We start from the raw sequence: 12838 nt of genomic DNA, 5'->3' as shown, positions 1-12838 counted from the left end.
CAGTGCGGGTGATCAGCCTCGACGGGTGCGACGGCGGCTCATCGTGTCGACGGTGTCGGTTTCCGCGGGGGATGCGAGGGCGATTTCACTCGTGGCTTCACCCTCAGCCGTGGCGGACATCCTCCGCTGCGACAGCGTACGCAACCCGCTGACGTTCTCCGGTGGCAGCCCGCCAGATCGTCGCCGCGGCGACGCCTCCTGCTCGGCGTCGACCGCTTCAGCCTTCTTCCCCCGTCGGCGCAGAGCCAGACGCCACCGTCCCTTCGGCGAGGAGCTCGGAGCACCGTAGCCGTAGTACCCGCCGTACTGCGATCCGTAGTAGCCGGAATCGGCACCGCGCAACGGCATCCGGTTCAGGACGACCCCCAGGAGATGGCCACGGGTCTTGGCGATGTTGTCGGTCGCGCGGGTCAGCATGTCGTCGGTCGTGCGCCCGGCGGTCACGACGAGCACGGCACCATCGGCCCAACTCGCGATGACGGCCGCGTCGGCGACGGCGAGCGTCGGGGGCGAGTCGATGATGACGACCATGTCGTCGGCGAGCTTGCGGGCGAGCGACTGCATGCGCTGCGACCCCACCATCTCGCTCGGGTTGGGTGGCGTCCGCCCCGCCGCGACCACGAACAGGCGACCGTGTTCGTCCACTTGATGGGCGACCTGCTCGATCTGCGCACGACCCGCCAGCACGTCCGAGAGGCCCACGTCGTCGGAGAACCCGAACATGCCGCCCACGACGGGGCGCCGCATGTCGGCGTCGATCAGGACGACGGACTGTCCTGTCGCCGCGATGCTCACGGCGAGGTTCGCGGCGATCGTCGACTTGCCGTCACCGGGGAGCGGGCTCGTGACCACCAGGACGCGGGCCGGCCGGTCGACGTCGACGTACTGCAGGTTGGTCCGCAGCTCGCGCATCGCCTCCTTGTGGGCGAACGACCCGCGACCGTCCTTGATGTCGTCGAAGGAGAATACCGCGCGCCCCCCGGCGAGTTCCTTGTCGACGGGGAGGACACCGACGACGGAAGCGTCGACGGCGTCGGTGATGTCGCGCGCCGAACGCACCCGCCGGTCGAAGGCTCGCCGGACGAAGGCGAAGATGAGCCCGGCCACGCCACCGGCGAGCGCCCCGAGGGTGACGTCGAGCCGCACGTTCGGTGACGAGGGAGCGGTAGGCAGGCGAGCCGAGTCACCGGCGACCAGCCGCACCGCGCTCTGCCCGCCCCCACCCGTCTCGAGCTGGTCGACCTCCTCTGTCATGCCGCGAATCCACGCCTCCGCGAGGTCGCGCGCGGACTCCGGGGTCGGCCCCGTGGCATCCACTCGCACGTTGACGGTCTCGATGGGATTCGACACCCGGACGCGCTGCACGAGCGACTCCGGACTGTCGGAGAGCCCGAGCTCGCCTCTCGCGGTCTCGGCGACGCTGCGCCAGTAGCCCATGTCGATGAACGACTTCACCTTCGACAGGGCGAGCTGATCCCCGGCGAGCGCAGCCCCCGTGGAACCGTCGGACGCCACGGCGGCCACGTAGCCGCTCGCGTCCGCGGTGTACACCCGCGGCTGCAGCGAGCTCCATCCGAGCCCCGCCAGCCCGCCCACGACGATCAGTGCGACGATCGCCTTCCAATAGGCGCGCACGACGCGCACCATCCGTTGAATGTCCACAACGTCCGCCTTTCGCGACGCGACGGCGGCACCGTCGGGTCGCCCGAAGCATAGGCACAGGCACGAACCGGTCACGGTGCGCCCGGGGTACGCGCACCGCGGGCGAAATCGCCGTCGGAGCGTCATCGCGGCGACCGAAAGGGTGACGCCACAGGGGGTGAGAAGGGGATGACGAGGGGGATGAAAGATGCGTTTTTGGTCATGTCCGACACGTCTTCACCCTCAGGATCATCTACACGTGGTGGAGGTCTCGCCGCGACGACGAACCTCTTCGCCCGCCCTAGGAGGAGGTCGTCTCGACCACCTGGAGGTATCGATGCTCATCGACGTGGACACCGTTCCGACCGCCGTTCGCGCAGTCCGCCGTATCAGCCGGTTCTGGGCCTCACGCACCCATTCCCTCGCACTCCTGCGCGACGCCCTCACGAGCGACGTCGTGCTGTTGCGGGGCCCGGCCGGAGTGGGCAAGACGTCACTTCTCCGGCAGTTCGCGGCCTCGCTCGACGACGACACCCAGCGCGGTGTTCAGTTCATCGACGGCAGCCTCACCACCCCCGAGAGCATTCCGCAGATCCTTGCGGCGTTCGCTGAGGGGCCGAGCGCGCACCTCCTGCTGATCGACAACCACGTCGAGGGGGCGGGCCTGTCGACCGACCACCTGCTGCAACTCCTCCGCTCCGACTCGCATCTGCAGATCGTCGTCGCCACCCGGCAGGCGACGGGGTTGGAGAGCCCGCTGGTCGCCCTCGAGTTCGACGTGCAGGTGATCCCCGCCGAACACCTCCTCATGACGAGGGACGAGCTCGCGGAGGTCCTAAAACTGAACGGGGTCGCAACCACGGAGGTGGGGATCGACGCGCTCGCGGAACGCACACACGGGTGGCCCGCACTCGTGCAACTCGCGAGCGCCCGCCTGCGACTCGAGGGCATGCCGTTACGCACGCGTGACGAAGCGATGGCGGTGGCCGAGTACGCCAACGCCGCGCTGACCGCCGACCTCGAGCAGCGTCTGGACATGCCCGTGTCCGATGACGTTCGCCTCCTGGCCGTCGCCCCCCACGTGACCGTGGCGATCGCCGATGCGATCGGGGTCGATCCGACGTCGGGATCGACGGGCGAGATGGTCGCCCATCTGCGGGACGCGGGTTTCATGTGGCCGAGTTCGACGCGCCTGACCCTCGCCGAGCCCATCCGGAAGCAGTGGCTGCGCGAGATCACCGAGCGTCGGCCCGAAGACGTGGGTCGTGCTCGCCTGCGCCTGCTCGCCCACCTCGTCGACGGCGGCGAACCCCTCCTCGCCGCACAGTTGGCGGCCGACGCCGCACAGTGGACCACCCTCGCCGGTGTGCTGCGCTCGTCGGGCCCCGAGATCTGGGCACGCGATCCGGAGGGCTTCGAACGGCTGGTCGCGCAGCTGCGGACACAGGCGTCCATGACGCCGGCGGTGGTCGACGTGCTGCTGATGCTGGATCCCGTGACGGCGACGTCGCTCGACACTCCCGCGCTCGTCGTCGCCGCGCTCGGTCAGCTTCCGGATGCCAAGAGCGCCGCCTCGGGCAATCTCGACGCCCTGATCCTCCGCGTGAGCCTCCTGAGGGCGGCCGGACGCTTCGCGCTCTCCACGGAGGCGGCGGCCCTCCTCAGCGACGTCGTCCGCCGGTCGCGCGACCTGCACCCCGAGGTGTTTTGCGAGGCCTGGTACCAGATCGGGATGACCGCGTTCGCGATGGGGAAACTGCGCGACGCGCGTACGGCGCTCAATCACGTCGAAGGGGCCGCACCCCCGGCCCGCCGGATGCGTGCCCGTGGCGTCATCGCGATCATCGACCTGCTCGAAGGCGACATCCGCGGCGCGCGTCAGGTGCTGACTCCCGGCCGGGACGACAATTGGCGCAGCTCCCCCTGGGGGGAGGGCATCCGGCTCGCGGAAGCGTGGTTGCAGCTGGAGGCGGGTGACGCAACAGGTGCGCGCGCACTGCTCGACGACATATCTGCGACGGCGGGAGCGCGCGAGCTGTGGCCGTTCGCGGCAGCCGTCCACGCTGTGTCTTTCCTTCTCTCAGGGTCGGCTTCGGACGCACTGGGGCTCCTTCGCACCTGGATGGGGCGGGCGCGGAGCACGCCGCCCTCCCACTACCAGTCCACCCAGATCCTCACCGCGCGGGCGAAGGTCCTCATCGCGCTCCGCCAGGCCCGTAAGGCCCTGTCCCTGTTCGAGGGACCGTTCGCTCTCGCGTCGACGACGGCACCCGCCATCGCCCTGTCGCAGCTGTACGCCGGACGGGCGCACGAAGCCTTCGTGATGAGCGTCAAGTGGGGGCTGCATCACGAGCCTGCTCCGAGGGCCGCACTCGAGAGTCTCGTCGTGAGCGTCGTGGCGGACGTGCGCTTGAACGGTGTCGCCGCTCACCGCACGGCAGCGCAGCGGGCCGAGGCGCTGAGCGCGAGCAACGACCTGTGGAGTCCGTGGAGTGCCGTCGCGCCCGAGGACAGGGCTCTCGTGCTGCAGATGCTCTCACCCGCCTCGAGGGACGAGATCACCCGCAGGTGCTCGTTCTTCGCCTCGTCGGTCAGCGTCCCCCATCTCACGAAGCGCGAGCAGGTGGTCCTCGTGCACCTCACCCCGACGTCGACCATCGCCGACATCGCGAAAGCCCTCGTGGTCTCGCCCAACACGGTCAAGACGCAGCTGCAGAGTCTCTACCGCAAGCTCGGGGTCTCCGACCGGTCGAGTGCGATCAGGGCGGCCCACGCCTGGGGTCTCATCGAGACCGATCCGGAGGTGTGAGCGCCCGGCGGCGGCGGCGACGTCGCGACCGGGCTCCGACCACGCGAGCGACCGCCAGCACGACCAGAACGACGACGACCCCCGGGACGGACAGCGGGACGCCGGCCCCGCGGAGCACGAACAGGATGACGACGAACGACGCCAAGGGAAGGACCCACGACAGCACCTGACGCAGGCGTCGGAGACGGACGGACGCGGTCCTCCCGGGGCGACCGTCACTCATCGGATCGATCGGCGGGCCGGTGCGACGTGCGGTGGTCGGCGGCGACCTGCAGGCCGAAGACCCCGAACCAGGTGATGGCGAGCGTGGCTGCGGTGAACTCCAGGTTGCCGCCGAGGACGGTGTCGCCTTTGAACAGGGCGATCATGGCACCGGTCAAGGAGGTGGCCCCCACCGCCACCAGGGTGACGATGCTGGCCGCCCGCATCCATGGACGTCGGCGGAGGGCGGCGACCTGACCCATGGCCACGATCGCCAGCACTAAGCCCAGGACGGCGAACGAGATGTGTACGAAGTCCTGCACCAGGGCGCCGGGCGTGAACGGAACCGGGCAGCCCGGAGAACAGGTGATCACGGATGCCACCCCGAAGCAGAGGCCGCACACCAGCAGGGTCGTCGCCACCGGCCACCCCACCACATAGCCGGCCCCGCGGGCGATCGTGGCACGATCGACGAGGACCGTTGCCACCGCCAGCAGCAGGAGCGCGAGATTGAACAGCGGTGCCGTCGGCATGCCCGTCGCCCCGAGCTGGCTGACGTAGTGCACGCTGGGGTCGCCCGCTCGACAGATCCAGATGAGTGCGGCGCTGGCGAACGCGGCGATCGCGCCGAACAGGGCCAGCCGTGCCGGGCGGGCGCCGGTGCGCCCGGAATCCGCGTCGACGGGCCGTTCGAGAGTGTCGGTCATCGGCTCCTCCTGGTCGGGCTCGGCCACCCTATCGTCTCCTCCCGCGCGCCCTCGGTGGCGCGAGGTGATCTGTCTGACCGGGCGGGTGATTTCGTGCCGGGGCGTCCGCGCACGCCGACGCGCCGCACCAAGCTGGAGGAGCGGGCAGAGCGAGCGCGTCGCCTGCGAGCCGGGGGGCCGCACCGCTGGACGCCCTCGCCCTGCCCGCACCTCCTCCCCTGCAAGACCTGTCGGTTCGCCCCTGGGCAGCCCCGTCCCACCGTCGACGCGGGCACCCGCCAGGGCGAATCCCCGGGTGAGAAAAGAGCCTCGTCCCGCGTCGACCACCCACGAGTGTGCCAGCCTCGACACCGAGCGGTCGTCACGTGGTTCTCCCCCAAGACCCGCCTCTGCGAAAGCGATCGCTCTCCCCGATGCGCGGTCCCGAGGCTCCGGCACCCGAGCCCGGGGCCGCGCATTCCTCACGAACCGACCGCTGCGCCGACGCGCCTGATTCGCGTGGCAAGAACGCCGTTCGTGACAGACGCACGAACCCAGGAGGACACGTGACCGAGAGCGCCGATGAATCCGACGGCAGGCGGCGCGACCGCGCGTCCGCTCCCGTCGTCACCGAGGCGGACGTCTCATCGCTGGACGCGCTCCTCGATCCGACCGGGTCGCATGACCGGTCGGCACCGGCGTTCCCCGTCGGCTTCCGCGGATACGACCGTGAATCCGTCGACGACGCCGTCCGCGAGCTCGGGGAGCGGGCGCGACGGGCCACCGCGGAGGCACGCGAGGCGAAGCTGCACGCGGAGGCGGTCTTCGCCCAGCAGCGGGCCGAGCACGATCGGGAACTCGAGGAAGCCGCGCGTCTCCGCGCGGAAGAGACGGCCGCCCTGCACGAGCAGGCGCGTGAAGCCTCGGCACGCGCCGCGGAAGCCGAGATGCGGGTGGCGGCGTTGTCGGCGGAGTTCGCCTCCGGCCGCGGCGAGCACTCCGACCCGCAGCAGGAACGGCAGCAGTTCGATGCGATCCTGCGCGTGGCGGAGGAGCAGGCATCCGTCTTGGTCCAGAACGCCGTCGGCCAGGCCGAGCGACTACTCGCGAGCGCGCGCGATGAAGCGGCATCCATCCGCGAAGAGGCCGTCGCCGAACAGGCGCGCCTGCGCGCCGAGGCGCAGCACGACGTCGATCAGGTGCGCCTGCGGATCGAGACGGAGGCGACGGCACACGCGGCACGCCTCGACCGCGAGAGCGCGCACGCGACCGAACGCGTCGCTCAGGCCGAGCGCGAGGCCGTCGCCGTGCGCACCGAATCCGAGAGGGGTGTCGCGGCCCTGCGATCGATGGTGTCGCGCGAGACGAGCGAGCTGCGGTCCGCGGCCGAACGCGACGTGCGCGAGATGACCGCGCGCGTGCTCGAGTTCGAAGAGTCACTCACCCGCCGACAAGACGAGGCGCAGCAGGAGTTCCTCGTCCTGCACAATCAGGCCGTGGCGCACGCCGAGCGCATCACCGAAGATGCGAACGAGCAGGTGTCCGCCGCCCTCGAGCACGCGCGGCGTATCAGCGCGCGTGCCGACGACTTCGAACGGCTCGCGCGCGCCCAGGCTCAGCAGGTCGGGGCCGACGCGCAACTGCGAGCCCGCGAGATCCTCGACGACGCCGGCGAGAAGGCGCAGCGGATCGCCGACACGATCAGCTCTCACAGCGTGGGCGTGCTGCACGACGCCGAGGACCGCGCGCGCGACCTTCGCTGGCAGCAGCAGCAGCTCGGCAGCTTCCTGGCCGATATGAACGAGTTGCTGCGCGCCGCGCCTCGGGGCTCGCGCGCCCCCGTCGATCCGGTGCATGAAGAGGCATCGGATGCCGGAACGACCCACAGCCCGGCAACGGAGGCTGACGCACCGGCCACCCATCGGAAGGAGTGAGCCGGTGCGCCATGCCGCGCGTTAGCGTGGGGTGATGCGAAACGTTCCCCTCGGTACCACCGGCCTGACCGTCCCCAACGTCGTCGCCGGCATGATGCGCATCGACGACAAGACCGACGGCGACGTACGTGCGCTCTACGGCGCCGCGCGTGACGCCGGGATCGATTTCTTCGATCACGCCGACATCTACGCGCGCTCCCTGCACTCCGCCGAGGAGCGATTCGCGGAGGCCCTGCGGTTGAGTCCCGCCGAACGCGGTGAGATCCGTCTGCAGACCAAGGCGGGCATCGTGCGGGAGGGGCCGTACTTCGACTTCTCTTACGAACACCTCGTGTCTTCCGTGGAGGCATCACTGCGCGCCCTGCGGACCGACTACGTCGACGTCCTGCTGCTGCACCGCCCCGACGCGCTCGTCGAGCCGGCCGAGGTGGCACGCGCCTTCGATCACCTCGAGAGTTCGGGCATGGTGCGCGCATTCGGTGTGTCGAACCACACGCCCCGCCAGATCGATCTGCTGCGAACCGCCGTGCGTCAGCCCCTCGTGGCCAACCAGGTGCAGCTGTCGATCGCCCACGCACCCGTCATGGTGCAGGGACTCGCCGCGAACATGGAGAGCGCCCCCCAGTCTTCTGTGCGAGACGGCGGTGGGTTGGTCGAGTACTGCCGGATCGAAGGCATCACGCTCCAGGCATGGTCGCCGCTGCAGGGAACCCGCGGAGGCGGCGGCGTCTTCCTCGGGCACCCCGACTACGTCGAGTTGAACGCCGTCATCGACCGGCTGTCGGAGCAGTACGGAGTCCCGCCCCTGGCAATCGCGGTCGCCTGGATCACCCGGCATCCCGCGGACATGCAGGTCGTGCTCGGCACGACGAGCCCGGGACGCGTCACCGATGCGGCCGCGGGGTCCGACCTCCGGCTGACGCGAGCGGAATGGTACGAGCTGGTGCGGGCCGCGGGTTATGTCGTCCCCTGACCGGGTGCACGACGGGCCTCGACGGGAACCAGGTCTCAGTCGCCGCGGCGACTCCGGCGCCCGCGGGTGATCACGATGATGCCTCCGACGACGATGATCGCGGCCGCGATCAGCGGAATCAGCACGAAGGCGAAGCGTCCGGCCTCGGCCTCCGAGTCGGGTTCGGCCTGAGCCGAATCATCTGCTGCCGGCGTCGAGGGCGCGGACGTCGGGCTGACGGTGGACGGCGCGGGTTCCGCCGTCGCCGCCGAGACCGAGATCGTGACCTCGGCGAGGACCGACTCGCCGGTGCTGACCGCGATGACGATGTCGCCGGTACGCGTGGGGGTGAACTCCACGACGGCGGACCCGTCCGATACCGGCACAGCGGCGGTGGTGGCACCGGTCTCGGCGCCCTCGCCTGAGAACGCCCCCGCGCTCGCGTCGTCGATTCCGAACGTCGCCGATTCGAGACCGCCGAGGCCCGACGCGGTGATCGTCGCCACCTCTCCGACGGAGGGAGACGACGGTGCCGCCACCACGGCGGGTGCGGCGGCCGCGGAGGCGGGGGACGGAACGCTGAAGAGTGCGGCGAGCAGGACGGCAACGGCCAGCGGAGATGTTCTGATTCGCACGGGAATCCCTTCGTCGGTCCGGGCAACGCTAACGGCGCCCTCGCACACGCAACCGGCCATGGACGGGCGCGCACCCGCACGGTATGGAAGGCGGTTCGCACACTCCCCTAAGATGGCGGCAGCCCACGGGAGGGAAGAACGGTTGAGGATGCTGACGCGGCTGCCCCTGGGTGCCCTCCTGAGCGCGGTATCTGCCGTGATCTGCGCGGTGCCCACCCTGGTGCTGCCGGCGGACTCGCCCAACGCTCCGAAGGTGGCTCTCCTCGCGGTGGCCGCCGTTATTTTCATCGTCGGCGTCACGCGCGTGCGCAGCGAAGAGGGGACGCCCCCGCACGTGGCTCCGGAGGTCGATCAGACCGACGGCTGACGAGCCGCGGATGAGGGGCCGACGGCGCCCCGTGAATCAGCGGTCGAAGGCGTCGGGGACGTCCGCGCCGATGTGGAGATCGGCGGGGTCGGAGCGACCCGCACCGGCCCCGCGGGCGAGCCGACGCCGCGGTGCACGCCGACCAGCGGCGCGCCCCGTGACATCACGCAGCGCGAGCGAGCGTACGCGAAGCCTTGGTGCGAGCCGGAGCCGCGGAAGCCGGGGCTGCGGCGAGCCCGTCGATCGCGACGTCGAGGCTCAGACCTCGCGAGGAGTTCGCGTCGTTCGCCATGCGCTTCAGAAGATTCTGGTCGAGCGACTCCGGCTGCTCCGATTCGAAGACGAAACGCAGCGGGATCGACGGCTGGAGCCAGATGGTGGAACGGCCTGCGGGCTCGTCGGGTCCGTGGACCCACGAGAGCGTGAAGCTCTCACCACGGCGCAGCTTGGTCGCCACGACCACCTTGACGTGTGCCAGGACGCGGTCGTCGACGGTGATCGGCTCGGTGGTCGTGCCGTAGTAGAGCTTCGCCATGATGTACCCCTCTGCTCGTTGCTTAGGTTCCAACTTACTAGTTAGACTAGCGAATAGGCAAGCGAGATATTAGGAGAGATGATGACGAACGACACCCCATCACCTCCGTCGTACTGGTACAGCGAAAGCGCGGACGACGACCGCGGAGCGCGGATCATGGAGGCCATGCGCTCGTACCGCACCGCTGAGATGGCCATGCGCCGCCGCACGCAGGCATCGATGTCGATGAGTGAGAACGAACTGCTCGTCCTGCGCGTGCTCACGCGCGCGTCGGCGACCGCGCTCGAGGTGACCCCGATCGACCTCGCCCGGCACCTCGGTGTGTCGACCGCGTCGGTCACGGCGCTCCTGGACAGGCTGGAACGCTCGGGTCACCTTCAGCGGAGACCCCACCCGACTGATCGACGCAAGGTGCTGGTCTCCACGACCGGGCACGCCGACGTCGAGATGCATGACACTCTTGCTTCCATGCACGCACGCATGATGGAGGCCACCCGCGGCATGAGCGAGGGCGAGACCGCCGCTGTGACGTCTTTCCTGCACCGCATGCGCTGTGCGGTCGCCGACGGATGCGACGCCGCGGGCGATGGGTGCTGCGCGGTGCGTTCGAGGGCCCGTTCCCCTCTTCTTCCCGACGCCGACGTGGTACCGGACGCGGCCGCATGAACGCGTCGGTCGCAGCCGAAGTGATCCTTCACGTCGACGTCGAGGCGGAAGTGGTCCTGTCGATCGCCGCCGCCGCCGGCTGGGTCGTCGAGGAGAGTCTGCAGATCACCGTGGAGGGTCGCTCGGTGCCGTTCCGCGAGCAGCACGACGCCCACGGCACTCGCCTGCATCGCGCAACCCTGCCCGCGGGTACCGCGATCATCGCCTACCGCGCCGAGGTCTCGCCACCCACCGCACCGGCCGAGTCCGACGACGTCGACACCGTTCGCTATCTCCGACCGAGTCGCTACGCCCCCGCCGACGAGCTGGGCGATGCGGCATCCGTCTTCGCGAATCTCAGCCCCCGCGAAACGGTGAAGCGAGTGCCGGCGTGGGTGTGGGAGCAGCTGTCGTACGTCCCCGGATCGAGCGGACCCACCGATACCGCGGTCGACACCCTCCGAGCACGGGAGGGCGTCTGCCGCGACTACGCCCATCTGACCGTCGCCCTCCTTCGCGCGAGCGGCACGCCCGCTCGTCTGGTCTCCGCGTTCGCGCCGGGGCTCGATCCCATGGACTTCCATGCGGTGGTCGAAGCTTTCGTCGACGGCCGATGGGAGGTCGTGGATGCCACGCGGCTGGCGCCCCGCGACCACCTCGTGCGCATCGCCACCGGCAGGGATGCGGCCGACACGGCCTTTCTGACGACCCTGTCGGGAGCCCTCACCCTGGAGTCCGTCGAGGTCACGGCCGTCGCGGAGGGCGATATCGCCGTCGACGACCACGCTCGATCCGTGCTGTTGCGCTGAGAGGCGCGGTCCGCCCGGACCTCCGCGTCCACGGGCGATCGACCGCGACACACCCTATTCCGCGACCCGGACGACCTCGGCGATGACCCGGGGGTCGGCGAGGATGCGGAAGTGCCCGCCCTCGGTCAAGCGCACATTGCGTGCTCCGGCGAGTTCGCTGCCCTCGGGGATGTGCGGATCGAAGGATCCGTAGATCGACACGATCCGCGCGTTGGCCTCGGCCGCCGCGGCGAGCGCGCGCATCGTGGCGTCACCCGACGCGAAGGCGCGCAGCGAGGGGGTCGGCATCAGCCGGCTGTAGCGCGAACCGCCGAACGGCGTCGCGACGGCGATCATCGCACGCACCCTCGCACCGGCGGGGTCGAACGCCATGACGTGTTTGCCGATCAAGCCGCCCTTGCTGTGCGCGACGAGCACGACGTCATCCAGTCCGCGAGCGAGGAGGAAGACGGCGACCCGAGAGGCCTGCTCGGCGATCGGACGACGGTTGTCGCCGAGCTCGTCGACGACGTACACCGGATGACCGCGTTCGTGCAGGGCGCGCGCGAGGGGTTCGAGGAAGCGCCAGGTCTCGTAGATACCCGGGAGCAGCACGACCGGAGTGCCCGCCCCCTCCGACAGAGGCGCAGCGCCCTCCCGGCCGACGAGGGCGCGCCATTGGCCGCGGAGCGCGTACGCGTAGTCGCGCACCCACCACCGCAGGTCGCGCAGCGCCGTGCGAAGCCTCGTTCCCATGCCTCTCCCCGCATCCGTCGACATGCGTCCATCCTCGCCGCGGCGGTGCCGCCGAGCGGCCGGGTTGCGCCGCCGGCTCCGCACACGCACGCCCCGGGCGCAACCCCGCAAAGGTGCCCGAGGGCCCGCCCTATCGTGTCGCCCATGGACATCTCAGACATCCGCTGGAACGAACCCGCCCGCCAGAAGATCCTCGACGACGCCGACAACGTCCTGCGCGAAGCGGTCGTCGCGATCGCCCGCGAGAGCGACGGCATCTCGTCGGACGAGGCCTTCGCTCAGATCAACGCGCGCATCAAGGACCGCTTCATCGACTACGAGCCCGGCCCCGACATCCGCACCTACGCTGACGCGATCGCCGCCGGCGAGGTGCCGACCGACGCCTGATGAATTCCCCGCTCCCGGGCGCCGCGCCGTGCGCCCGGGAGCAGTGCGCGCACCGCCTTCGGATTGGCTGAGATCCGGCCGTCTTGGCGGGACGAGCGCGTACTCTGCGTATACCCCCGCCGCCATCGTCGGCGCGGATGACGCCCCTCTGGCGTCCTCGATGGCCCTCGCCCGTCGAGCCAGTCCCCCACGTGGCTCCGGACGAGGGTCGTCGTCCGCCCCCCTGGAAGACGAGCGTCCTCAGCGATCCTCGCCGTAGCCGCGGATGCTGCGGAGGTCGTCCTTCAGGTCTTCGGTGGGCAGACCCTCGTCGGCGACCGCGGCGTCAGCAGCACGCTGCTCTCGAGCGCCGTCCTTCTTCTCCTCGACGCCAGCGTCGGTGGCGCCGTCCATGACGGGGGCGTCCTGGGTCTCTTCACGGTCAGTCATCGTCGTCCTCCTCGGAACAGTTGTCCTCGGAATCCTCGCGCAGCGGCTCGTGACCGAGGAAGGGGTTGCGCGG

13 protein-coding genes are annotated in these 12838 nt (G+C 70.2%); 7 read left to right on the top strand and 6 right to left on the bottom strand.

Features of this window, described 5'->3' with window-relative positions; genetic code table 11:
• Nucleotides 1-12: 12 nt before the first annotated feature.
• Complete coding sequence (locus RWP81_RS08060) at nt 13-1662, bottom strand: polysaccharide biosynthesis tyrosine autokinase (RefSeq protein ID WP_314454584.1); 1650 nt, start codon at nt 1660-1662, stop codon at nt 13-15.
• Between the two features lie 316 nt (nt 1663-1978).
• Here RWP81_RS08060 and RWP81_RS08055 point away from each other — a divergent pair, with 316 nt between their 5' ends.
• Nucleotides 1979-4450, top strand: coding sequence for a LuxR C-terminal-related transcriptional regulator (locus RWP81_RS08055; protein WP_314454581.1), 2472 nt, complete (start codon nt 1979-1981; stop codon nt 4448-4450).
• Between the two features lie 215 nt (nt 4451-4665).
• On the opposite strand, the gene RWP81_RS08050 is transcribed toward RWP81_RS08055, so the two are convergent.
• Nucleotides 4666-5358 (bottom strand): DUF998 domain-containing protein, encoded by a 693-nt coding sequence (locus tag RWP81_RS08050; protein ID WP_314454578.1) that lies wholly within the window; start codon nt 5356-5358, stop codon nt 4666-4668.
• A gap of 545 nt (nt 5359-5903) precedes the next feature.
• Between RWP81_RS08050 and RWP81_RS08045 the strand changes: the two genes are divergently transcribed.
• Together RWP81_RS08045 and RWP81_RS08040 are read left to right on the top strand one after the other, a co-directional pair.
• Nucleotides 5904-7271 (top strand): cell division initiation protein, encoded by a 1368-nt coding sequence (locus RWP81_RS08045; RefSeq protein ID WP_314454575.1) that lies wholly within the window; start codon nt 5904-5906, stop codon nt 7269-7271.
• A 34-nt stretch (nt 7272-7305) separates the two neighbouring features.
• The gene (locus tag RWP81_RS08040) at nt 7306-8244 is read left to right on the top strand and encodes an aldo/keto reductase (RefSeq protein WP_314454572.1); all 939 of its coding nucleotides are present in this window, start codon (nt 7306-7308) and stop codon (nt 8242-8244) included.
• A 35-nt stretch (nt 8245-8279) separates the two neighbouring features.
• Here the strand turns inward: RWP81_RS08040 and RWP81_RS08035 are convergent, their stop codons facing one another.
• Nucleotides 8280-8858, bottom strand: a complete 579-nt coding sequence (locus tag RWP81_RS08035; protein WP_314454569.1) for a hypothetical protein — start codon at nt 8856-8858, stop codon at nt 8280-8282.
• A gap of 148 nt (nt 8859-9006) precedes the next feature.
• On the opposite strand from RWP81_RS08035, the gene RWP81_RS08030 reads away from it, so the two are divergent.
• Nucleotides 9007-9225, top strand: a complete 219-nt coding sequence (locus RWP81_RS08030; protein ID WP_314454566.1) for a hypothetical protein — start codon at nt 9007-9009, stop codon at nt 9223-9225.
• A gap of 163 nt (nt 9226-9388) precedes the next feature.
• Here RWP81_RS08030 and RWP81_RS08025 read toward each other — a convergent pair whose 3' ends face one another.
• Nucleotides 9389-9760 carry a hypothetical protein gene (locus RWP81_RS08025; RefSeq protein WP_314454562.1) on the bottom strand — a complete coding sequence of 124 codons (372 nt, stop codon included), beginning with the start codon at nt 9758-9760 and terminating at the stop codon, nt 9389-9391.
• 81 nt (nt 9761-9841) lie between these two features.
• Here RWP81_RS08025 and RWP81_RS08020 point away from each other — a divergent pair, with 81 nt between their 5' ends.
• Both RWP81_RS08020 and RWP81_RS08015 read left to right on the top strand, forming a co-directional pair.
• Entirely contained in the window at nt 9842-10426 is a 585-nt protein-coding gene (locus RWP81_RS08020) for a MarR family transcriptional regulator (RefSeq protein WP_314454559.1), read from the top strand.
• Complete coding sequence (locus tag RWP81_RS08015; RefSeq protein WP_314454556.1) at nt 10423-11214, top strand: transglutaminase family protein; 792 nt, start codon at nt 10423-10425, stop codon at nt 11212-11214. The genes RWP81_RS08020 and RWP81_RS08015 overlap by 4 nt, the downstream gene beginning before the upstream one ends.
• 54 nt (nt 11215-11268) lie before the next feature.
• Here RWP81_RS08015 and RWP81_RS08010 read toward each other — a convergent pair whose 3' ends face one another.
• A complete protein-coding gene (locus RWP81_RS08010) occupies nt 11269-11949 on the bottom strand; it encodes an alpha/beta fold hydrolase (protein ID WP_314454553.1) in 681 nt (226 codons plus the stop codon).
• Between the two features lie 144 nt (nt 11950-12093).
• Between RWP81_RS08010 and RWP81_RS08005 the strand changes: the two genes are divergently transcribed.
• Nucleotides 12094-12336, top strand: coding sequence for a hypothetical protein (locus tag RWP81_RS08005; protein ID WP_314454550.1), 243 nt, complete (start codon nt 12094-12096; stop codon nt 12334-12336).
• Nucleotides 12337-12576: 240 nt separating this feature from the next.
• Here the strand turns inward: RWP81_RS08005 and RWP81_RS08000 are convergent, their stop codons facing one another.
• Nucleotides 12577-12765 carry a hypothetical protein gene (locus RWP81_RS08000; protein WP_055960171.1) on the bottom strand — a complete coding sequence of 63 codons (189 nt, stop codon included), beginning with the start codon at nt 12763-12765 and terminating at the stop codon, nt 12577-12579.
• Between the last annotated feature and the right edge of the window lie 73 nt (nt 12766-12838).

The organism is uncultured Microbacterium sp. (genome assembly GCF_963521695.1).
GTDB lineage: Bacteria > Actinomycetota > Actinomycetes > Actinomycetales > Microbacteriaceae > Microbacterium.
This window is presented reverse-complemented; position numbering and strand designations above follow the sequence as displayed.

What these genes read in the sequence shown, in the direction of transcription:
- RWP81_RS08020 (WP_314454559.1), top strand. Translation starts at nt 9,842, where the DNA reads ATGACGAACGACACCCCATCACCTCCGTCGTACTGGTACAGCGAAAGC.
- RWP81_RS08025 (WP_314454562.1), bottom strand. Translation starts at nt 9,760, where the DNA reads ATGGCGAAGCTCTACTACGGCACGACCACCGAGCCGATCACCGTCGAC.
- RWP81_RS08030 (WP_314454566.1), top strand. Translation starts at nt 9,007, where the DNA reads ATGCTGACGCGGCTGCCCCTGGGTGCCCTCCTGAGCGCGGTATCTGCC.
- RWP81_RS08040 (WP_314454572.1), top strand. Translation starts at nt 7,306, where the DNA reads ATGCGAAACGTTCCCCTCGGTACCACCGGCCTGACCGTCCCCAACGTC.
- RWP81_RS08050 (WP_314454578.1), bottom strand. Translation starts at nt 5,358, where the DNA reads ATGACCGACACTCTCGAACGGCCCGTCGACGCGGATTCCGGGCGCACC.
- RWP81_RS08005 (WP_314454550.1), top strand. Translation starts at nt 12,094, where the DNA reads ATGGACATCTCAGACATCCGCTGGAACGAACCCGCCCGCCAGAAGATC.
- RWP81_RS08055 (WP_314454581.1), top strand. Translation starts at nt 1,979, where the DNA reads ATGCTCATCGACGTGGACACCGTTCCGACCGCCGTTCGCGCAGTCCGC.
- RWP81_RS08015 (WP_314454556.1), top strand. Translation starts at nt 10,423, where the DNA reads ATGAACGCGTCGGTCGCAGCCGAAGTGATCCTTCACGTCGACGTCGAG.
- RWP81_RS08000 (WP_055960171.1), bottom strand. Translation starts at nt 12,765, where the DNA reads ATGACTGACCGTGAAGAGACCCAGGACGCCCCCGTCATGGACGGCGCC.
- RWP81_RS08010 (WP_314454553.1), bottom strand. Translation starts at nt 11,949, where the DNA reads ATGGGAACGAGGCTTCGCACGGCGCTGCGCGACCTGCGGTGGTGGGTG.